Raw genomic sequence first — 20,163 nt, 5'->3', positions numbered from 1 at the left:
CCCGACTGGCTTGGGCCAGTTCTTTGGTTTCATTCTATTGATAAAAAAGGCGGTGTTTGCACCGCCTTTTTTTATTCAGCGTGATTCGGCTCGTTTGGCCATCTGACCCAGACTGAGCAAATCAATGGTGATTTGCGCCGTCTCTTCCAGCAATGGGTCCAATTTTTCCAGAACTTCAGGCACATCGTCCAGCGTTTTTACCGCTGGTAACTTCAGGCGGGCCAGACGCTCGTTTACCCTTTTTAAATCTTTTGCCGAATTTTCTTCTTTGCGGGCCAGCCGCTCTTTTTCATTCAACGAAATGGTTTTTTCGTCTTTCTCTTTGTTATAGAGCGCAATATCTTCCATCAGATAGGCGTATTCAGGGGTTTTGCTGAAGCGTTCTTCGTGTTTACGCAGCAGCACAGGCACAGCTTTGCGGATCTCATTGGAGGCATTGTACTGAGCGGCAGGAATACTGTCCCAAGGCAAGGCATTTTCTTCTTTGCTTTCGCCCCACTCACCAGGTTCTATAGGTGACGGGAAGACAATGTCCGGCGTCACGCCTTTATGCTGCGTACTGCCGCCATTGATGCGGTAGAACTTGGCAATGGTGAATTGCACTGAACCGAGCGATTCCTCAAACATATCGTACACCCGGCCCAGCCCTCTGTGCTGTTGCACTGTGCCTTTACCAAAGGTATGTTCACCGACAATCAGTGCCCGGCCATAATCCTGCATCGCTGCCGCAAAAATTTCTGAAGCAGACGCGCTGTACCTGTCCACCATCACGGTCAGCGGGCCATCATAATACACCGACGGGTCCTGATCCTGGCTGATGCCAATGCGGTTACCGGCTTCACGGATTTGCACCACTGGGCCGCGTTCAATAAAAAGCCCGCTCAGTGAAATAGCTTCAGGCAAAGAACCACCGCCATTGCCACGCAAGTCGATGATGACGCCATCCACTTTGTCTTGTTTCAGCTTGGCCAACTCTTTTTTAACATCTTCAGTCAGATTGTTGTAAAAACTGGGAATGTTGATGACGCCAATTTTTTTACCCAGCGGCGCCAGTTTAGGGTCTACCACTTCGGCCTTGGCCGCGCGGTCTTCCAGCCGGATTTTGTCGCGGACAATAGTCACCTGTGCTGGCGTGCCTGTGGTCGCATCCCCACCTGGCAGCACCTGCAACCGCACTGTCGAGCCTTTCGGGCCTTTGATCAGATCCACGACGTCGTCGAGGCGCCAGCCCACTACATCGACAAACTCTTCATCGCCTTGTGCCACACCAATAATACGGTCTTTGACTTTCACTTTTTTGCTCAAGTCAGCCGGACCACCAGGCACCAGACTCATAATCACAGTGAAATCATCGTCAGCCTGCAGCACCGCCCCTATGCCTTCCAGCGACAGGTTCATTTCCTGCTGGAAGCGCTCAGCGTTACGGGGTGACAGATAGGACGTATGGGCTTCGATACTGCGCGCATAAGCGTTCATCACGATTTGGAAAACGTCTTCACTCTCGGTCTGAACCAGGCGTTTTTTTGCATTTTCGTAACGCTTTTTCAGCAGCTTTTTCGTTTCTGCATCATCTTTGCCGGCCAGTTTCAGGTTCAGTGCATCGTACTTCACCTTTTGCCGCCACAACTCATTCAGATGAGCCAAATCGGTCGCCCAAGGCGAATCCTCGCGCTCAAATTCATAAGCGTCTTTTTGGGTAAAATCAAAGGGGCTGTCCAGCAGCGTAATGGCATAATCAAAACGCTCCATCCGGCGTTTCAGTGCCAGATTAAACATCTCGTAAGCAATAGCAAAATCGCCAGACGCCATCGCATCGTCAAATTTAGTCCGGTATTTTTCAAAGCCGTCAATATCCGACTTCAATAACACATTTTTGAAAAAATCCAGGCTTTTCAGATAGCGGTCAAACACTTTGGACGACAGCTGATCATCCATCCGAACCCCAAGGTAGTGCTCACGGCTAAAGTAGTTGCTGACCCGCTTTGAAGCTGTGGCGTGTTGGGGTTCCTGTTTCAGTTCAGGGGTTGGATCTATCACAGGTGCTGCAATCACAGCCCCCGACATCAGCATCACCAGAGCTGCCACAGCGGATAATCTATTCATGAGTCTCTCGTATTTGGTTACAGGCGGAACAATTTATCGCCGGTGGTTTTAATCACCATGCCTGAGTTCAGTTGTACCACAACGTCATTTTTTGAGATTTCAACAACAGTTGCAGGAACCGGCTTCTGACCAACCTTCAGCTGCACAGCAGCACCAGCTTGTAATGAGGCAAAATCCACCGCCATAAGTTCAATTTCTGGTTTGGATTCAACCGCTTTGGCCTTGTGCTCTGACCGCTCTGATTGTGCGCTTTTTGACTTGGTTTTGGCAGCCGTTTTTTTGTAACCAGCTTTGTCAGCACCTTGGGTTTTACGTTGTTCCTTTTGCTGTTCGCGCTGCTTGGCCCGCTCTTCAGCCTGACGGGCTTTGCGGCTTTCAGCGGCTTTGGCTTTGCTTTGTTCCAGCGTCTGAGCAGCATGCTGAGCTTGTTGTTCGTCAATCAGCTCACCCGCCTGACCATCCAGATCCACCCGCGCGACACCCAGTTTCACACCGGACAGGTAACGCCAGCTGGACGTGTACATACGTAACGCATGACGGATCTGCGTTTTACTGATGCCATCTTCTTCGGTCAGACGCTCAGTTAAATCCTGAAAAATACCAATTTTCAGAGGTTTAGCTTCACCCGTCAGATTAAAACACAGCGGAAATTTTTCGCTGAGCTGAGCCAGCACTTGCTTTACATCCTTGCCAGCGCTCTGAGCCGGGTTTTGTTCAATCGCAGTTGTCATGCAAAATTACTCTTCTTCATCATCTTCGGCAGGATCGTCTGGATCCACACCTTCTTCTAATCGTTGGTCGACATAAGCCAGAGCCCAGTCTACCAGTTCGTCTTCATCCGCTTCCAGCAGCACATAACCACCGCGCAGTTCGTTCCAGACACTGTGCATCAACTCGTCAATCACAGCCAGCGGACTGTCCTCTGGCAACTGTTGCCAGACGGCATGGAACACGGCATTGATTTTATCTGCGACCAGCTCTTCTTCCCCTTCCCAGTCCCCGACATCGCCGGGACTGAGCAGGTAGTCATGCACACTGGTTAAATCTTTCATAAAGTAGCGGCCAGGTGCAGTTCAAACACAGCCACCAGTTGCTCCAGCCCCTGTTGGTCCTCTGCATCAAAACGTGCCAGGCTCGGGCTGTCGATATCCAGCACCGCAATAATGTCGCCGCGCAGGCGCACAGGCAGCACAATTTCTGAATTGCTGGCAGCGTCGCAGGCAATATGGCCAGGAAATTCGTGCACATCTTTCACCAATTGCACCTGACCACTCGACACTGCAGTGCCACAAACGCCTTTACCTACAGGGATACGCACACAGGCAGGTTTGCCCATAAAAGGCCCCAGCACCAGGGTGTCACCTCTTAAAATATAAAAGCCTGACCAATTCAGATCAGGCATTTCATTAAATAACAATGAACTCAGGTTGGCCATATTGGCGACCAGATCCGGTTCATCTTCTATCAGTGCTTTGGCCTGCTGGACCAACAACGCATAAAATTCAGCTTTGCTTTCGCTCATGAACTCTTTTACTACCCAGACTTCAAAGGCCCTTACATTACTTGGTTTAACGGCAAATTTAAACCTCTGGGCAGAAAAGTTTATGCTCCCTGGTCCCGTGGCATCAAGGTTTGGTCATTTCAAACTCAACCGACACTTCAGCACGGATATCGGTCTGACCAAAGGCCACTTCCGCACTGTCGGCCATCGCTTTGGTCATTCGCATGACAGGAGCTGGAGCATAGCCCTGCTCCTGAATGCGCTGCGCGCTGCCGAGTGTCATCTGGTTGGCTTTGGCCAGTAACTCTGCTTTGCTACGGGCATTGGCATAGGCATCCAACAAGGCCTGTTGATACAGCTTCGGTGCATCACTGACCAAAAACTCGGTCTGATTCAGCTGTGTCACCCCCAGATCGGCGGCTTTTTGCAACACGGTGCTGTACAGACTCAAGTCCTGCAAGGTCACGTTCACTTCCCGCGCCACCAGATAACGCTGTGGCAGCTTTTGCTCAGGGTCATGCTGATAATCCGGTTGGATGCGCAGCGGCGCGTTACTGAAAAACTCCGGTTTAACCCCCAACTTAAGCAAGGCTTTACTCAGTTGGTCCGTTTGCTCGTCAACCTGAGTTTTGGCGGTACTGACCTGCTCCGATTTTTGTTGGATCAGCATCGTCAGCTTCACCGCATCGGGTTTAGCCTGCAGCACCGCAGAGCCAGACACCGACACCAGCGGTGTTTGGGGTTCAACCGCCCACAAAGGGCTTACAAACAACAGTGCACTCAGCACCAGGGGGTAGGTTTTCATTGGTATTCTCCTTCAGTTCGTCAGGTTCAGTCTGGCAGGCGCTGACTGAACCTGACCTGAAATCAGAGCTTCAGTACCCGCTCGACGGCCACCTGAGTGAGTGGGTGATAGCCGCCCTTGGCTTGCTGGTAGATCTCAAGCGCCATGGCTTTACCACCCGGCATAGCGGCCAGTTGTTGATACAAAGGCACCACAAATTTGCGCCGCCCAACCTGCAATAAAAAAGTTTTGATATGCGGCAATGCCTGCTGGTAATTGCGGCTGATGGCCTGCTTAAACCAGGCGGAGGCAATCTCGGCATTCTGGCTCTGACTCAGACCAAATTTCTGATCCAGCGCCGCCAGTTGCTCAGGGCGGACACTAGCAGACAGCTGATGAATAAAATGTAACCATTGGTGAATAGACCAGTCCTCTGTCAGCAATTTGTCCAGCTCGCCACTTTCTTGCCAACGGCGGGTTTGCTGATCGACCTTTGCAAAGGCATCGGATTGAGGCGCCACAAAGGTACTGGCAAGACCTGGCTGGTTCAGCCACTCCAGCACTTCACCGAAGCTGACGGTGTCTGGCTCCTGCAACAAGGTTTGGCGTAAATAGCGCAAAAAGCGCTCGGTGTTCATGCTTTGAAAAGCAAAGTTGGCGAAATAGTGTTTTAAAAAGGCATCGAATTTTTCACGGCCAAAACGCTGCTCAAGAAACTGCAGCAGCAACATGCCTTTGACATAAGGCACCTGAGTAAAGGCTTCATCCGGATCCCGCCCTGTGTAATCGGTCACCAGTCGGGTGTCTGCCGGGTCCAGTTCCGCTAATTCAGCCTGCAGTTCCTGCACCGCCAGCTGGCGCTCGAGCAAAGCCCGGTCTTCACCAAAGACGGCGGCCATAATGCGGTTTTCTACATAATTGGTGAACCCTTCATTGAGCCAGAGCTCGTGCCAGCTGGCATTGGTCACCAGATTGCCCGACCAGGAATGCGCCAGCTCATGGGCAATCAGGCTGACCAGGCTTTTATCGCCAGCAATGACGGTCGGCGTAATAAAAGACAACCGCGGATTTTCCATGCCCCCAAACGGAAAGCTGGCTGGTAACACCAGAATGTCGTAACGGCCCCAGGCATAATCTCCGTACATCCGCCCTGCCACCTGCATCATCTGTTCGGTGTCGGCAAACTCGGCGACAGCTTTGTCCAGCCAGGCGGCTTCCGCATAGACCCCGGTGCGGTCCGACATGGCTTTAAACTGCAAGTCGCCGACCGCCAGCGCAATCAGATAAGCCGGGATTGGCTGAGGCATCTTAAACTGGTAATCCCCGTCCCGTTCAGTATTGGCACTGTTGTCCGCCCCCATCACAGCGAGCAATGACTTGGGTGTATGGATACGGGCGCTGAAGGTCAGCCGACGTGCCGGTGTGTCCTGCAAGGGGATCCAGCTGCGCGCATGAATGGACTGCGACTGGCTGAACAGGAAGGGCTGCTGCTTTTCTGTGGTCTGTTCTGCGCTGAGCCACTGCAGGCCTGATGCATTTGGGCTGGTCTGGTAATAGACCCGCACTTTGTTGTATTGCTGCTGGCAGGCAATAATCAGCGCCTGGCCGTGGTCGGCCTGTTTGGCGCCAAACTGATACGGCAACAGCTGCCAGCTTCCCTCCCTTGTTTGCCCCATAACGCGCCCAATGGTTAAATCGCGGCTGTCCAGTACCAGTTCACGTGTATCCGGATGATGCCATTCCAGCTCCAGCTCCACAAAACCAGACAGTTGTTTTTTGGCAAAGTCGGCGGTCAGATCCAGATTCAGGTGTGGATGGGAGACCAAATCTGAATTACTGAAACTATGGGGGTCGGCTTTCACTGCAGCAGTGAAAAATATCAAGACAACAACAAGCAAACGCATCACTCAACTCCGGGTTGCATATAGGCCAGCGGATTGGCCGGATAATAACAGACCTGTTGCTGGGCCTGATGACTGAAACGGCGGGTTTCTTTGTGTGGCAGTTTCATAAAACCACCAACCCCTTCGCCCTGGATCAGCGGCACTTTGGCCAGAATATCGGCCAGCAACGACGCAAACTCCTGTTCTTTGCCCGGGTCGAGCAAACGAAAATAGTTGTGTATTTTCATATAAAAGGCCGTCACTTCAAAAATAATACAGCCGGTGTGACGGATCAGGTTCAATGCCGCCAGGTCCGCCATAATGGCATCTGGCAACACCAGTTGTTCATCCGGATCTTTGCCATCTTCAAAATAACTGTGCTGCGCACTGGGTTCATCTGGCAGGCTCTGTCCTACCTGATACTGAATTCTGGTACCGGCCGGCACCACAAAGGCCTGATCCATTTGGTCTCTGGCCAGGTGGATGGTCTGGCGCGCATCAAACAAACAGGCCTTAAACACGCCCACTTTGGCAATGGCCCTGGCCAGCTGCACCATATTGTTCACCGCTACCGCAAAGGCCTGCTGCAGGCTGTCGTCAAACAGGTTCAGGCTTGAATCAATAAAGACCCCGTCCGCCCGCCAATGAATGGCGAGGCCCCCTGTGACCGGGTAACGGCCCAAACGACTGACAGCCGCCACAAAGGCTTTTTCCGTTTCGCCCATGCCTTCAAGGTAATTTTTGTAGTAACGCTCCAGCTGCACATCGTCGACATACTGAATGCCTTCTTCATCACTGTGTTCACGCAGGAAGGACTTGCGGGAGGAGTACACCACTGTATCCAGCTCCGCCTTTTTCACCTCCACCCGCACCGGAAGCTCTGCTTTGGTGGGCAGCAAAGGCAAGTCTGGCGTGACCAGCTGTTTCAGTTGTGGCATGCGCTGCAGAAAATAATCGCCAGCCTGCGCCCTTAATTGCGGGTCGTCGGCCAGCAGGCTGTCAAGCAAGGTGGCAAACTCCACCGGTAAGCCGAGGCTACGCGCCGGAATAGCCTTACGGCCAAAACGACAGGACTGGCCGGACGCCAGCGCATACAAAGTGCTGGCCACACCCTGTTCATCAAAACGTGGGCTGGATAAGGCGCCGCTGCGCTGTTCCGGTCCGATAAAATACACATCGCCCAAACGCGCATTGGTGGTCTGTAAATCGGAGGACATCAGCTGCATCACATTGTTGCTGATGTACTGCCCCTGGGCATCCAGCTGGGCAAACACCGACGAGCCCCAGTCGACCAGGCTGATTTGACCTGTGCTTTCGTCATAGACAATATTGGACGGTTTCACATCGCCATGCACCAAAGGCGCAGGCTCGCCGTCTTTTTGATGCGACCGCAGCACCTGCAACAGGCTGGCCAGCTGAGCCGCAATATTGAGCAATAAACGCACCGGCAAGCGACCATGACGCAGACTGTAGTGTTCCAGGTCCATGCCTTTGGCACGGCCCATCATCAGAATGCCCTGCTTTTTCACCAACTGATAGGTCAGGTAGGGCGGTACATTCGGGTGCTGCAGCTGCGACAGCATATAGGCTTCATCGGCCAGCCGCTCCTGAATATGAGGTGGTAAATTTACCCGGCTGAATTTAAACACCACCTGGCTGTCTTTGCTGTCCAGCCCGGCGAATACAAAGCCGTACGCCCCTTTGCCAACCAGTTCGATCTGGCGGTAACCGAGTTTTTCCAGCTCCGACATACAAAGCGCCACCCAGTCCTTTAACTTTTTCGCGTCATTGGCGTTGAGCAGATAAACCGACTGTTCTTCCGGTATATAAAAATTCCGTAACTGATGTTTTTCCATCGAATGCTGTGCTCTGGCGCAATAAAAAACCCTGCAATGGCAGGGTTTTAACAAAAATACCGTATGGAAGCCAGCGCTTAACGCAGACTCAGTAACATCGAAGCCGGTTGCTCCAGGTAGCTCTTCCACAAATTGGTGAAACGGGCAATGGTGCCCCCATCAATCACGCGGTGATCGCCTGACCAGCTGATTTGCATCAGGGAACGGGCTTCCACTTCGCCTTTGGCATTAAAACGCGGCAGTTGCTGGGTTTTGCCCAGCGCCACAATGGCCACTTCCGGTTTATTGATAATGGGGGTCGCCACAGTGCCGCCAATGGCACCAATATTGGAAATGGTGATGGTGCCGCCTTTTAAATCGGCCGGGCTGACACGACCTTCGCGTGCCGCTTCGGTCAGTTTGGTCAGTTCAGTGGCAATCTGCAGAATGGACTTCTCCTGACAGCCTTTGATATTCGGCACCAGCAGACCGACTTTGGAATCCACCGCAATGCCAATGTTGTGGTCATCAAAATACGTCAGTTCGGTACAGTCGGCGTTGACCTGGCTGTTTAAAATCGGGAACTGCTGCAAAGCCAGCGACATGGCCTTCATAAAAAACGGCATCATCGTCAGCTTCACGCCTTGTTTGGCGTACTGATCTTTCAGCTGCAGGCGCAGCGCAATCAGGTCGGTCAGGTCGATTTCTTCGCAGTACGTAAAATGCGGAATGGTCGACACCGATTCCATCATCTGCCGTGCCATCGCCGCTTTCACACCTTTAATCGGTTCTTTGCGGCTGCCACCGGCGGTTGCACTGGAGGCCGGTGTGGCAACTGCCACCACAGCGGCTGCCTGGACAGGAGCTGCTGCGCCTGAGGCAAAGGCCTGTACATCCTGCTTGTAAACCCGGCCTTTGTCGCCCGAGCCTGGCACCTGGGTTAAATCGACACCCAGTTCCCGTGCTAAACGCCGCACGGCTGGGCTCGCCACCGCTTTGCCTGAAGAGACAAAGCTGGCCGGTGTTGCCGTTGGAGCTTTGGTGGCCAGAGGGCAAGCAGCAGTCTGCACAGGTGTGGACGCTGTAGCTGCGGGGATCGCACCGGCAATTTGCTGCTGAAACAGCGGGCTGTGCACCTTAGCAATTTCGCCTTTGGCGTAATACAGTTTCACCACTTTGCCCGCATGTTTGGCCGGAATTTGCACCAGGGCTTTGTCCGTCATTACGTCACAGACCGGCTGATCTTCCGCCAACACATCGCCTTCTTTCACCAGCCAGTCAACGATTTCACATTCCACTATGCCCTCGCCGATATCCGGCAGGATAAAGTCTTCCAGCACTGTGCCAGAAACCGCCGCCTGAGCGTGCGGCGCCGCCACAGCGGCAACGGCAGGCGCAGTGCCGGCCAGCTGCATTTCAAACAGCGGTGCATGCACCTTGGCGATATCACCTTTCTGGTAATACAGCTTAGTGACCACACCGTCATACACAGCCGGGATTTGCACCAGCGCCTTGTCGGTCATCACATCACAGACCGGCTGGTCTTCTTTGATGGTATCGCCTTCTTTAATCAGCCATTCCACCACTTCGCATTCAACAATGCCTTCACCAATATCCGGCAGAATAAAATCTTTTTTCATCAGTCCTGCCCTCAGAAATGGTACGAACGTTTAATGGCTTCGTAAGTTTTCAGGTGGTCGGCCACGTATTCTTTTTCCAGCGCCAGCGGGTATGGCGTATCCAGACCACAAACCCGTTCAATCGGGCTTTCCAGGTGCAGGAAACACCGCTTCTGAATGGTCGAAGCGATTTCTGCGGCAAAACCACCGGTCAGCGGTGCTTCATGGTTAATCACCAGACGGCCGGTTTTCAGCACTGAGGCCGCCACCGTATCGGCATCCCAGGGCTGAATGCTGCGAAGGTCAATCACTTCACAGCTGATGCCATCGGCTTCGGCCATTTCCACCGCTTTCTGGATAATTTCCATCTGGGCGCCCCAGGCAAGCACAGTGACGTCTTTGCCTTCTTTCACCACTTCGGCCTGGCCAATTGGCAGCTCGTAGTAGTCTTCCGGCACTTCACCGACCGAAGCGCGGTAGAGTTTCTTAGGTTCAAAGAAAATCACCGGATCCGGGCAGTTAATAGCCGCCAGCAATAAACCTTTGGCCTGAGCCGGATCACGCGGCACCACAATTTTCAGGCCTGGCGTGTGGGCAAAGTAGGCTTCTGGCGACTGGCTGTGGTAATGGCCACCGGCGATACCACCGCCGTAGGGGCTGCGAATAACCAGGCCACCGACGTTAAATTCATTGCCTGAGCGGTAACGGAATTTAGCGGTTTCGTTCACCAGTTGGTCAAAAGCCGGGAAAATATAATCGGCAAACTGAATTTCAGCGACAGGTTTCATGCCCTGCGCCGCCATGCCATTGGCAAAACCGGCAATGCCCTGTTCAGTCAAAGGCGTATTAAAACAACGGGCTTTGCCGTATTTTTCCTGCAGTTTGCTGGTGGCTCGGAACACCCCACCAAAATAGCCCACGTCTTCACCAAAACAGACCACGGCGTCGTCTTTGGCCATCGCTAAATCCAGCGCGTTGTTAATCGCCTGCAGCATATTCATTTTGGCCATTAGTCTAATCTCCCCGCCGTCACCGGATAGGCATCCGGGTATTTTCTGATATGAGCTTTGAGTTCTTCGAGTTGTTCGTTCAGCAGTGGAATAGGCTCGGCATAAACGTCTGACATCAGGTGTTCAATACCTGGTTTGGCAACTTTTTCAGCCACTTTCAGCGCATCAAGAATTTCCTGACGCAATAAGTCCAGTTTGGCTTTGTCGGCCTCTTCATCCAGCCAGCCCTGTTTCACCAGCCACAGACGGAAACGCGAGACCGGATCGTTTTTGCGCCACAGTTCTTCTTCTTCTTTCGAACGATAACCGCTTGGGTCGTCTGATGAGGAGTGTGCGCCCAGCCGGTAAGCCATAGATTCAATCAACACAGGTTCGTTGTGTGCCAGCGCATAGTCACGGGCCATTTTGGTCGCCTGGTACACCGCCATAATGTCGGCGCCATCAACCCGGATGGACTTCATGCCATAGCCCACAGCACGGCAGGCAATACCATCGCCTTTAAATTGCTCATTGGCCGGGGTTGAAATGGCGTAACCATTGTTACGGCAGAAGAAAATCACCGGTGCATTGTGCACCGCCGCCATATTCAGACCGGCGTGGAAATCGCCTTCTGAGGCGGCCCCTTCGCCAAAATAACACAAGGTGATGTTAGGCAAACCACGCAGCTTTTGCGCGTAAGCATAACCGGCTGCCTGCGGGATTTGTGTGCCCAGCGGCGATGAAATGGTCATGTAATAAATGTCTTTACTGCCATAATGCACCGGCATCTGGCGCCCTTTGCCCAGGTCTTTTTCATTGGAGAACAGCTGGTTCATAAACTGTTCCAGACTAAAACCCCGGTAACGCAATGCCCCCTGCTCACGGTACTGCGCCATGATCATGTCCTGGTCATGCAAAGCGGCGGCGCTGCCGATGGTGGCCGCTTCTTCGCCCAGACACTGCATATAAAAGCTGATACGGCCCTGACGTTGTGCCGCCAGCATACGTTCGTCCAGCACACGGATAAACTGCATGGTGTCGTACATTTTCAGCGCCTGCTCTTTGCTCAGTTCAGGCAGGGTTGCGCCTTCATAGACAGTGCCATCATCTTTGAGCACTCGCAGGGTGGGAATTTCTAACGCATAGCCGCTGGTAAAGCCAGCACTGTGCACCGTGGATATGGTGGCATTATTCGGGTTCGTCATAGGTGTCTCTTTTGGTTGTTTCCGTCAGACGATGGTCACCCAGAGTACAACACAAAACGCGAACGCTTGGATTGCCCCCGGAGCCCTGACAATTTGAGGCCTGAACCGACCTTCTTTAGTTCTTTCTATTTCAAGTAAACGGCCGCAACTTTACCTTTACGTAAACTGCATTGCAACCAAGAGTGCACAGAAAAGCAGCCCTGAAGGCTGCTTGCTGTATGGCATTTTGTACTGATTGCGTTTTTTTTCGCCGTCAGCCAACTTTGCCGGCCACAGATACCGGCTTCACCAGCAACATGGCCCGCTGCCCCACAGCGACTTTCGGGTTAGGGAAAATCACCGCTTCGCCTTCGACTTCAACCTGGTATTGCACGCCTGCATCTTCAGCCAGCACAGTGCCAACCGGGAAAGTGGTAAAGTTTTCGATGCTGTCTGCAAAACACAACCTGAACGCGTCGGTTTGTTTGTTGATGGCGCGGCGTACTTCGTAAAAGTTAAAGTCGGCTTCGGTAAACTCAGGAAACTGCAGCGGCTGACCACTGATAAGAGCCCGCAGCGCGCTATCGGCGGCACTGAAGCGGCTTAAATCGTTCTGCCCAAAAGGCCGCACTTTGCCAAGTTCCAGCGTAAAGCCATGGGCCTGACAGCTTTGCGCCGCAAAATAACTGAAGGTGCTGGCCGGGCTTTGCATCAGCAAGAAGGTGTCAATGCCACAGCTTTTGAGAAATTGCAGTTCAGTTTTGCTCCAGTTTTTGCCATGCAAAAACGGATAGACCGCAAACTTTTCAAAACGCGAGCCACGAATGGCGGTGTGTAAGTCGTACAGCTTGCGTACACGCTGACCGGACGGGGCCTGCTGATAAAACGTAAGCACGCTCTCTTCCAGCAGCCTGGCCCGTTCCCGTTCTTTACTCTGCCCACCTTCGTTGTTGGGACCACCCGCCTGGCTGTGATGGCCGGAAAACAGCCGGTTTAAATTATCTTCAATTTCCCGCACCCCGGCATTGATAGCCCAGGGGTTACCCAATAAAAACAGCACCCGCTCGGTCAGCTGCAGCTTTTGTTGCAACACATCACGCAGTATCGCATTGCATAGTTCGATCGGAGCCGTCTCATTGCCATGGATACCAGAGGACAATACGATGTCTTGCGCCCCGGGTTCTGCAGGCTCTGCCACTAACACTCCTGTATGCCAGACGGCAATGCGGGTGCCATTGGGCAGCTGAAATTCGAAAGCGGGCAACTGGTCTGGCTGCTCACGGGTCAGGGCAAGAAAATCGGCGGTCGCCTGAAGTTGGGTTGATGCTTGTCCGGCAGAAATTAACGACATGGTACTGAGGCTCCATTCTGGCTGCGCCTTTTTGTAATCTGCTGGGTTGTGCAATGCAGGCGCTTAAACCGGCCCTAGTGTAACGGCAAATACGCTGATCGCAACTGCGCTGACAGCAAAAAGGCTGAGGGCATGGACTTGATCAGGCCCACATCACCAGCACAGCGGCTGCCACCACCATTACCAAACCGGCCAGGTCCCCGGCTTTCAGCCGCTCTTTAAGCACCAGGGTTGAAATCAGCAGGCTGAATAAAACTTCCACCTGTCCCAGCGTTTTGACATAAGCCACACTGTGCAGACTCATCGCGGTAAACCAACCCAATGAGCCCAGTGCACTGGTGAGACTGCTGAGAAAGGTTAAGCGCCGATAGCGCCACAAGGTAACCAAGGTTGCAGGCTCCTTCAGCAGTACCCAAGCTCCCAGCAACAGGCTTTGGGTCAGGATCACCGCCAGCAATACCCAGGCCGCAGCAGGCAAAAACACCAGGCCCGTCGACAGCGCAGCGTCACGCACCCAAAGCCCGGCCAGTGCAAACGCAAGGCCCGAGCCCAGCCCCAGACCAAGCACAGGCCAGCTCAGTGCTTTGGTTTTGCTGGCCCCTGCCAGCAAAAATACCGCTACACCACCAAGCGCAACACCACACCAGCCAGTCATACTCATCTCGAGCTGCCAGCACAGCACACCAAGCAACGCGGCCAACACCGCTTCGCTTTTTGCCAGCCCCACCCCTATTGCATAGTTCTTCCAGGTGAAGAGTTTGACCATCAGTGCAGTCGCCAGAATTTGCATCACTGCCGCCCCCAGCACATAAGCGACAGTGGCAGCCGAGATTTCTGGCCAGTCATAAGGTTGCCATTGATACAACCCCAGCAGGTAGAGCAGCGCCAGCGGGCTGGCAAACAGAAATCGCGCCAGCGTGGCGCCCAGTACCGAGGTTTGTGTCGATAACGTCTTTTGCAGCGCATTGCGGATAGCCTGCATCAGCGCCGCCAACAAGGTAAAAGGGATCCATAAAGACATACAGAAGTCCAGACGCGCAAAAAAAAACCATAATGCCCGCAGAAAGAACCCGTCACAAGTGGCGACAGAATCAAAGCAGAAAAAAGCCCACTCAGTGGGCTTTGTTGGGTCCTCGGCTTTTCACTCTGGTTACAGACCGCAGGCGGCACCATAAATCGATTGAGCCCATTGCGGGTTATCGATAAAGGGGTTGCGGTTTTGCTGGCGTTCGTAAATGCGGTTGTTGCGGCGGGTTTCAGTGGCATCCACCGGGTCCTGCAAATGCCACTGCAATAACACGCAGAGTTTGCCCATTTCTGGCGCGCTGCTGCCTGTTGGTGCATAGTTGCGCAGTACCAGATCAGTCACCCCGCTGTCGTCGCCACCTTCATAACGCACGTCCATATAAAACATCATGCGGGCCACATCGCCTTTTACCGCATTGCGCGGTTCAAAACTGTCGCTGTCGGTTTTATTGCCTGGCGCTTCGCCTATTTCTGTGCCGCCGACGTCGAAGTCTTTATTGCCGCGGGTTGAATTCACCGATACATCGGCTGGCCTTAAATGGTGAATATCGGTGTACGCGTATTGGCTTTCATTGGGAAAACCATGGCTTTTCGCCCAGACGTGTTCCCGGTTCCAGGCATCCTGCGAATTGCTGGCACCAGCGCGGAAGCTCTTGGCCTGAGAGCGGCCTGTGTACAGCAGAATTACATTGTTGCTGTTGGCCGGATCTTCGTCTGTGTATTCCAGTGCCGTCCAGACTTCCGCATAACTGAGCCGCAGGTGCCCCCGTAAAATGCCGTTTAACGCCGATTTCAGCTGGCTGCCGCTTTTGCCGGCGGCGGCTGCATAATACTCAGCTTCATTGACAGGGTCTCCACCGGGTTCTCCGCCCCCGCCGCAGTCAGTGCTGAATACACCAGAGCCCGGGTTGCCTGTGCTTGCAGACACGGACCAATCGGCTGGCGAATTGCTGTCGGTGCTGCTGGTTCGGCTGATGGATTTATCGACCGCATTCAGGTTCCAGCCGGACAAACCGCCTTCCCAACCCACTGCATCCACTTCAGTGCTGCCATTTTTAAGCCGCACATAATCGCCACTGTTGCCAAAGGCCAATGTCATGCCGGATTGCTGTGGACTGACGCCAAACAAGGACTGAAAAGCACTGGTGTTTTTGGCAACCAAAAAGTAACTGCGTGCTGGAACTGTACCGGATAACGCAAAGCTGCCGCCATTATCCTGCAGGCTGTACCCCTGCAAATTGATGCTGCTACAGCTGGTGTTGTACAGCTCGACAAATTCTTCGGTGTTGTCATTGGTGGGTGCGTCGTACAGCACTTCGGTGATCAGCAGGTTGGCTGAGCTGGCTGCACTGAAGAGCGCCAGACCCAGTAAAGCAAATGTTTTCATCACTATTCCCATTTTTTGTTGTTATGCCAGTACCTCCCTGGTGATTTTGTTCTGCCTCCCTGGCTGCGGCTTTATACTAGGCAATAAAAATGACAATTTGCTTACCTGGTAAACTTTATTTTTACATTTTCAGGTTAAAACAAAATGCTCAGGCAGTTGCTGTATATCACTGACGACCTGGTTTGGGTCGACACAAGACTGCAGCTGACTGGCGAGAAACTGAATAAACCGCTGGGCTGGCGCCCCAAGGCGTTTGTCTTTACGCGCCACCAGATACCAGTGGCTGTGCAACGGAAAGCCCGCAGCGTCAATAAGCGTCAAACCTTGCATAGCGTGTTTTAAGGTGTAATCCGACAACACGGCCAACCCCAGCCCCGACGCCACCCCAAGCCGGATCGCTTCATTGCTTTCAATTTGCATAGTGCGGGTCAGCTCAATGCCCTGGCCACTGAGCCAGGCTTCAAACTGCATTCGGGTGGCAGAACCAGGTTCACGTATTAAAAACCGCTCATTTTTTAACTGGGAAAACTGCAAAGGCTGTGGCTGCGCTGCTGCCCAATGGTCCATGGGTGCAATCAGCTGCAAGGGGTTTTTCATAATACGGCCGGCCTGCACCAATTCACCACTGGGCGGCTGGCTGAACAGGTAGAGGTCGTCTTCCTGTGCGGCAAAACGCTGCAGAATATGCGCTCTGTTCCCCACATTCAGTGTCACCTGCAGCTTGGGATAAGCCCGGTCAAAGGCGCCGAGAATAGCCGGCATCACGTATTTGGCCGTGGTGACAATGCCAATACTGAGCCTGCCCGCCTGCCCGCCTCTGGCGTCGGCCAGTTCATTGGCCAAGTCGTCAAAACGGCTGAACAGATCGCTGGCCGCCTGAAACAGGGCCTGACCGGCAAAGGTCGGGACCAGTTTGCCTTCCTTGGGTTCCAATAAGGTTTCGCCAATTTCCTCAGTGAGCTTTTTTAGCTGCAAAGAGACGGTCGGCTGGGTCAGATGCAAGACTCTGGCGGCAGCAGAAACAGAGCCTGTGCGCACCACCTGCTGGTACACCTGTAACAATCTGAAGGTTAAATGCCGGATATTCATATTGATAATTATCTATGCGACACCTCAAAACAATTAATTATCAAATATACCCAAAGGCAGGCAAAATGCCCAGCCAGTTTTGATAAGGGGTGTGATATGCCTGATGTTGTGATTGCGTTTTTTGCCTTTGGTCTGCTGGCAGGTCTGTTGAAGTCAGATTTGAAAGTACCTCAGTCCATTTATGAAACCTTATCCATTCTGCTGATGCTGGTGCTTGGTTTAAAAGGTGGTTTAGCCCTGCATGGGCAGGCCAGCCTGGCCATGCTGCCGGATCTGCTGAGTGTGGCCGCCATGGGGATTGCCATTCCCTTGTTGTGTTACCCCCTGCTGCGTTACCTGGTCCGGCTGAACAATGCCGATGCGGTCAGTATTGCCGCCCATTATGGCTCCGTCAGTGCCGGTACTTTTGCGGTGGTTTTGGCACTGGCGGAGAAATCCGGTTTGGTGCTGCTGCCTGAAACCACACTCTACCTGGTGATGCTGGAACTGCCGGCCATCGTCATTATGCTGGGGCTTTATGGTGCATTGACCCATCAGGGCAAACAAAGCCAAATCTGGCGGGAAGCCCTGACCAGCCGCGGCGTTTTGTTATTGGGTGGTGGGGTGCTGATTGGTTATGTGTATGGGCCTGAAGGCCTGGCGCCAATTGAGCCGGCGCTGATTGGTGGCTTTAAAACCATGCTGGCACTGTTCTTACTGGAAATGGGGCTTTGCACCTCCAAAGTCTGTCATCCGCTCCCCTGGGCACATTGGCGTCTGATGCTGTTTGCCGCTGTTGCACCTTTTGCACTGGCCGCTGTGGGTTTAGGCCTGGGATTGCTTCTGCAGCTGCCCTCAGGTTCACTGCTGGTGTTAACCACTCTGGCTGCAAGCGCCTCTTACATTGCCGCCCCGGCAGCCGTGCGGGCCAGTGTTCCGGACGCCAATATTGGCCTGGCCATGCTGGCCTCCTTGGGCATTACCTTCCCGGTCAATGTGCTGATAGGGGTACATGTTTACCAGGGCTGGGTGGAGGCTTTCAGTACACAGCTGTAGCCCTTCTCTGCTGTCAGCGGCCATTAAACGCAGAATTCTTGAAAGGATGGCAGCCGGCCCCCATTGCATCAGTAGTTTTATACCAAGCGGTCAAAAATTCACAGGCCGCTTTTTGGAGCTCTGATGATTCCTTTATCCATTCTCGATTTAGCCCCCGTTTCCAGTGGATACAGCATTGCTGACAGTTTCGCCGCCAGCAAAGCCCTGGCCCAACACGCTGAGCAACTGGGTTACCACAGGTACTGGCTGGCCGAACACCACAATATGCCCGGTATTGCCAGCGCAGCCACGTCGCTGCTGATCAGCCATCTGGCTGCTGCCACCTCCACCCTGAGGCTGGGCGCCGGTGGCATTATGCTGCCGAATCATTCGCCATTGGTGATAGCTGAACAATTCGGCACCCTGGCCACTCTGTATCCAGGCCGGATTGAGTTGGGTCTGGGCCGGGCGCCAGGCAGTGACCACACCACAGCCCAGGCTCTGCGACGGCACAGTCCAAACTCTGATCTGCAGTTTCCGGCCGACGTGCAGGAACTGCAGCGGTATTTTGCCAATGCCACCGCCGGGCAGGACGTGCTGGCGGTACCGGGACAGGGTCTGCATGTGCCTTTGTGGATCCTGGGCTCCAGCCTGTTTGGCGCCAGGCTTGCGGCACAGCTGGGCTTGCCTTATGCGTTTGCCTCTCATTTTTCCCCTGCGCTGATGACCCAGGCCTCTGCGTTATACCGCCAGGAATTCAGGCCTTCGGCCCAGTTGGACAAACCATACCTGATGCTGGCACTCAATGTGTACGCAGCAGACAGCACGGCTGAGGCGCAACTATTGTTTACCTCTGCCCAGCAGCAGTTTGTCAACCTGGTGCGTGGTCAGGCCAGCCAGCTACCGCCACCGGTCGCCAGTATGGACGACATCTGGTTGCCGCATGAAAAAGCCTATGTCAACCAGGCACTGGCCTGCTCTGTGGTGGGGGATGCAGCCACAGTCAAACAAGGTATAGAGGATTTTGTCGGCCGGCATCAACCTGACGAGCTGATGCTCACCTGCATGATGCACGACCCAGGTGCATGCCAGCACAGTTACCGGATAGTTGCTGGGTTGCAGAACAAAACAGCCAACCCCGTGCTTTCATAAAAACTTCATTATTCTGACATTGAAGTTGCAACTCAGACTTTTAATTTCACGCCAACTAATGAATTTATTACTCTGAGATAGTTTGATGAAACAAGTGGTCGTCAGCCTGGTTGCGACTTCGCTCATGCAGCTGCCAGCCAGTTATGCCAATGACGATTTTTCAGTATCTGGTTTTGGTTCCATTGTCGGCGGCTCGGTCCTGCAAGGTGATGGCTACTGGGCCAGATTACCGGAGGCGGCAAGACAGTATAAAAATGATGTAGATTTTCAGACGGAATCGCGCCTGGGCATTCAGGGCAGATACAAAGCCACATCCAGTCTGAGTATCACGGGCCAGCTGATGACCCGAGGCGTGAATGATTTTCAACCCGACCTGGAGTGGTTTTACGCCAGTTACCAACTCACACCAGACAGCAGGCTGCAACTGGGGCGGATGCGTTTACCTGTGTATCACTACTCCGACGCTATGGATATCGGCATCGCCTATCCCTGGCTGAGAGTCCCGTCAGATGCCTATTCGTTGGCAATTACCAATTTCCATGGTGCCAGTCTGCAACACAGGATGAATTGGCAGCTTGGCACTACCGCCTTCAAACTCTATGCCGGTCAGCAGAATACCGATCCAAATAAGCTGTTGACCACCATAGAACAGTACAAAACCGAACAGCTTTACGATGATCAAGGTCACTTTACCGGGGTACGGAATATTCGTTCCAGCAAAGAGTATAAGCAGCTGAAAGGTCTGGTGGTCGATACCAATATCGACTGGTTCAACCTGAGGCTCAGCTACCTGGACGGGAAAGAAAACTACAGGCTTTACGCTGACGAGGAGTCTCGCTCTGAGCCTCTGTATGGCGGCCAATGGACTGACAGCCGCTTTATCGATGTGTCACTGTCCGTCGATTACAGCGCGTTCTATTTCATCACCGAATGGAACAACTACCACACCATCTACAGTTCCTGGTTCAGCTCTCTGGCTTACCGCATGGGCCCCTGGACCCCTTATCTGTTTTATTCTTCCTTTAAGGGAACCCAAACCAGCATAGGCAACCCGGTTAATCTGGATGATCATTACAGCTCTGTGGGTGTGGGAACCCGTTATAACCTCAGCTCCAAAGCAGCAATAAAGCTGGAACTGACGGATTTCAGTGACAAAGGTGATGCGGCAGTTTTTATCGATAAAGACCAGGATGGTGACACAGATGCAACAGCAATTGCCGTGGCTCTGGATTTTTCCTTTTAGGAG

17 protein-coding genes are annotated in these 20,163 nt (G+C 53.2%); 3 read left to right on the top strand and 14 right to left on the bottom strand.

Going from position 1 to position 20,163, the window contains the following annotated elements:
• Nucleotides 1–75 precede the first annotated feature (75 nt).
• The 14 genes from prc to WKJ04_RS01435 all read right to left on the bottom strand — a co-directional run bounded on the left by prc (nucleotide 76) and on the right by WKJ04_RS01435 (nucleotide 16,751).
• A complete protein-coding gene (prc, locus tag WKJ04_RS01500; protein WP_337878800.1) occupies nucleotides 76–2,103 on the bottom strand; it encodes a carboxy terminal-processing peptidase in 2,028 nt (675 codons plus the stop codon).
• A gap of 17 nt (nucleotides 2,104–2,120) precedes the next feature.
• On the bottom strand, nucleotides 2,121–2,834 hold the full coding sequence (gene proQ / locus WKJ04_RS01495) for an RNA chaperone ProQ (RefSeq protein ID WP_337878799.1): 714 nt from the start codon (nucleotides 2,832–2,834) through the stop codon (nucleotides 2,121–2,123).
• A gap of 6 nt (nucleotides 2,835–2,840) precedes the next feature.
• Nucleotides 2,841–3,155, bottom strand: coding sequence for a hypothetical protein (locus tag WKJ04_RS01490; protein WP_337840188.1), 315 nt, complete (start codon nucleotides 3,153–3,155; stop codon nucleotides 2,841–2,843).
• The gene (locus WKJ04_RS01485) at nucleotides 3,152–3,625 is read right to left on the bottom strand and encodes a GAF domain-containing protein (protein WP_337840189.1); all 474 of its coding nucleotides are present in this window, start codon (nucleotides 3,623–3,625) and stop codon (nucleotides 3,152–3,154) included. Before WKJ04_RS01485 ends, WKJ04_RS01490 begins: the two co-directional genes overlap by 4 nt.
• Before the next feature lie 103 nt (nucleotides 3,626–3,728).
• Nucleotides 3,729–4,409, bottom strand: coding sequence for an SIMPL domain-containing protein (locus WKJ04_RS01480; RefSeq protein WP_337878798.1), 681 nt, complete (start codon nucleotides 4,407–4,409; stop codon nucleotides 3,729–3,731).
• A 62-nt stretch (nucleotides 4,410–4,471) separates the two neighbouring features.
• The gene (locus WKJ04_RS01475) at nucleotides 4,472–6,292 is read right to left on the bottom strand and encodes a M1 family metallopeptidase (RefSeq protein WP_337878797.1); all 1,821 of its coding nucleotides are present in this window, start codon (nucleotides 6,290–6,292) and stop codon (nucleotides 4,472–4,474) included.
• Nucleotides 6,292–8,127 (bottom strand): protein kinase, encoded by a 1,836-nt coding sequence (locus WKJ04_RS01470; protein WP_337878796.1) that lies wholly within the window; start codon nucleotides 8,125–8,127, stop codon nucleotides 6,292–6,294. Before WKJ04_RS01470 ends, WKJ04_RS01475 begins: the two co-directional genes overlap by 1 nt.
• Nucleotides 8,128–8,204: 77 nt before the next feature.
• The gene (locus WKJ04_RS01465) at nucleotides 8,205–9,746 is read right to left on the bottom strand and encodes a dihydrolipoyllysine-residue acetyltransferase (RefSeq protein ID WP_337878795.1); all 1,542 of its coding nucleotides are present in this window, start codon (nucleotides 9,744–9,746) and stop codon (nucleotides 8,205–8,207) included.
• Nucleotides 9,747–9,757: 11 nt separating this feature from the next.
• Nucleotides 9,758–10,735: a transketolase C-terminal domain-containing protein gene (locus WKJ04_RS01460; protein ID WP_337878794.1), complete on the bottom strand. Its 978-nt coding sequence runs from the start codon at nucleotides 10,733–10,735 to the stop codon at nucleotides 9,758–9,760.
• A complete protein-coding gene (locus WKJ04_RS01455) occupies nucleotides 10,735–11,919 on the bottom strand; it encodes a thiamine pyrophosphate-dependent dehydrogenase E1 component subunit alpha (RefSeq protein WP_337840195.1) in 1,185 nt (394 codons plus the stop codon). The genes WKJ04_RS01460 and WKJ04_RS01455 overlap by 1 nt, the downstream gene beginning before the upstream one ends.
• 253 nt (nucleotides 11,920–12,172) lie before the next feature.
• Nucleotides 12,173–13,249, bottom strand: coding sequence for a succinylglutamate desuccinylase (gene astE / locus WKJ04_RS01450; RefSeq protein WP_337878793.1), 1,077 nt, complete (start codon nucleotides 13,247–13,249; stop codon nucleotides 12,173–12,175).
• Nucleotides 13,250–13,391: 142 nt separating this feature from the next.
• The gene (locus WKJ04_RS01445; protein ID WP_337878792.1) at nucleotides 13,392–14,270 is read right to left on the bottom strand and encodes an EamA family transporter; all 879 of its coding nucleotides are present in this window, start codon (nucleotides 14,268–14,270) and stop codon (nucleotides 13,392–13,394) included.
• Between the two features lie 129 nt (nucleotides 14,271–14,399).
• The gene (locus WKJ04_RS01440) at nucleotides 14,400–15,662 is read right to left on the bottom strand and encodes an endonuclease (RefSeq protein WP_337878791.1); all 1,263 of its coding nucleotides are present in this window, start codon (nucleotides 15,660–15,662) and stop codon (nucleotides 14,400–14,402) included.
• A 129-nt stretch (nucleotides 15,663–15,791) separates the two neighbouring features.
• Nucleotides 15,792–16,751, bottom strand: coding sequence for a LysR family transcriptional regulator (locus WKJ04_RS01435; RefSeq protein WP_337878790.1), 960 nt, complete (start codon nucleotides 16,749–16,751; stop codon nucleotides 15,792–15,794).
• 96 nt (nucleotides 16,752–16,847) lie between these two features.
• Between WKJ04_RS01435 and WKJ04_RS01430 the strand changes: the two genes are divergently transcribed.
• The 3 genes from WKJ04_RS01430 to WKJ04_RS01420 all read left to right on the top strand — a co-directional run bounded on the left by WKJ04_RS01430 (nucleotide 16,848) and on the right by WKJ04_RS01420 (nucleotide 20,160).
• The gene (locus WKJ04_RS01430) at nucleotides 16,848–17,786 is read left to right on the top strand and encodes a sodium-dependent bicarbonate transport family permease (RefSeq protein ID WP_337878789.1); all 939 of its coding nucleotides are present in this window, start codon (nucleotides 16,848–16,850) and stop codon (nucleotides 17,784–17,786) included.
• Nucleotides 17,787–17,909: 123 nt separating this feature from the next.
• Complete coding sequence (locus WKJ04_RS01425) at nucleotides 17,910–18,917, top strand: LLM class flavin-dependent oxidoreductase (RefSeq protein ID WP_337878788.1); 1,008 nt, start codon at nucleotides 17,910–17,912, stop codon at nucleotides 18,915–18,917.
• Between the two features lie 85 nt (nucleotides 18,918–19,002).
• Nucleotides 19,003–20,160, top strand: coding sequence for a hypothetical protein (locus tag WKJ04_RS01420; protein ID WP_337878787.1), 1,158 nt, complete (start codon nucleotides 19,003–19,005; stop codon nucleotides 20,158–20,160).
• Nucleotides 20,161–20,163 lie beyond the last annotated feature (3 nt).

It is taken from the genome of Rheinheimera sp., assembly GCF_037442345.1.
Classification (GTDB): Bacteria; Pseudomonadota; Gammaproteobacteria; order Enterobacterales; family Alteromonadaceae; genus Pararheinheimera.
The sequence above is the reverse complement of the archived record's forward strand: the minus strand, read 5'-3'. Positions and strand labels throughout refer to the sequence as shown.

Excerpts from the sequence above, each read along its gene's own strand:
- prc (WP_337878800.1), bottom strand. The coding sequence starts at position 2,103 with ATGAATAGATTATCCGCTGTGGCAGCTCTGGTGATGCTGATGTCGGGG.
- proQ (WP_337878799.1), bottom strand. The coding sequence starts at position 2,834 with ATGACAACTGCGATTGAACAAAACCCGGCTCAGAGCGCTGGCAAGGAT.
- WKJ04_RS01490 (WP_337840188.1), bottom strand. The coding sequence starts at position 3,155 with ATGAAAGATTTAACCAGTGTGCATGACTACCTGCTCAGTCCCGGCGAT.
- WKJ04_RS01485 (WP_337840189.1), bottom strand. The coding sequence starts at position 3,625 with ATGAGCGAAAGCAAAGCTGAATTTTATGCGTTGTTGGTCCAGCAGGCC.
- WKJ04_RS01480 (WP_337878798.1), bottom strand. The coding sequence starts at position 4,409 with ATGAAAACCTACCCCCTGGTGCTGAGTGCACTGTTGTTTGTAAGCCCT.
- WKJ04_RS01475 (WP_337878797.1), bottom strand. The coding sequence starts at position 6,292 with ATGCGTTTGCTTGTTGTTGTCTTGATATTTTTCACTGCTGCAGTGAAA.
- WKJ04_RS01470 (WP_337878796.1), bottom strand. The coding sequence starts at position 8,127 with ATGGAAAAACATCAGTTACGGAATTTTTATATACCGGAAGAACAGTCG.
- WKJ04_RS01465 (WP_337878795.1), bottom strand. The coding sequence starts at position 9,746 with ATGAAAAAAGATTTTATTCTGCCGGATATTGGTGAAGGCATTGTTGAA.
- WKJ04_RS01460 (WP_337878794.1), bottom strand. The coding sequence starts at position 10,735 with ATGGCCAAAATGAATATGCTGCAGGCGATTAACAACGCGCTGGATTTA.
- WKJ04_RS01455 (WP_337840195.1), bottom strand. The coding sequence starts at position 11,919 with ATGACGAACCCGAATAATGCCACCATATCCACGGTGCACAGTGCTGGC.
- astE (WP_337878793.1), bottom strand. The coding sequence starts at position 13,249 with ATGTCGTTAATTTCTGCCGGACAAGCATCAACCCAACTTCAGGCGACC.
- WKJ04_RS01445 (WP_337878792.1), bottom strand. The coding sequence starts at position 14,270 with ATGTCTTTATGGATCCCTTTTACCTTGTTGGCGGCGCTGATGCAGGCT.
- WKJ04_RS01440 (WP_337878791.1), bottom strand. The coding sequence starts at position 15,662 with ATGAAAACATTTGCTTTACTGGGTCTGGCGCTCTTCAGTGCAGCCAGC.
- WKJ04_RS01435 (WP_337878790.1), bottom strand. The coding sequence starts at position 16,751 with ATGAATATCCGGCATTTAACCTTCAGATTGTTACAGGTGTACCAGCAG.
- WKJ04_RS01430 (WP_337878789.1), top strand. The coding sequence starts at position 16,848 with ATGCCTGATGTTGTGATTGCGTTTTTTGCCTTTGGTCTGCTGGCAGGT.
- WKJ04_RS01425 (WP_337878788.1), top strand. The coding sequence starts at position 17,910 with ATGATTCCTTTATCCATTCTCGATTTAGCCCCCGTTTCCAGTGGATAC.
- WKJ04_RS01420 (WP_337878787.1), top strand. The coding sequence starts at position 19,003 with ATGAAACAAGTGGTCGTCAGCCTGGTTGCGACTTCGCTCATGCAGCTG.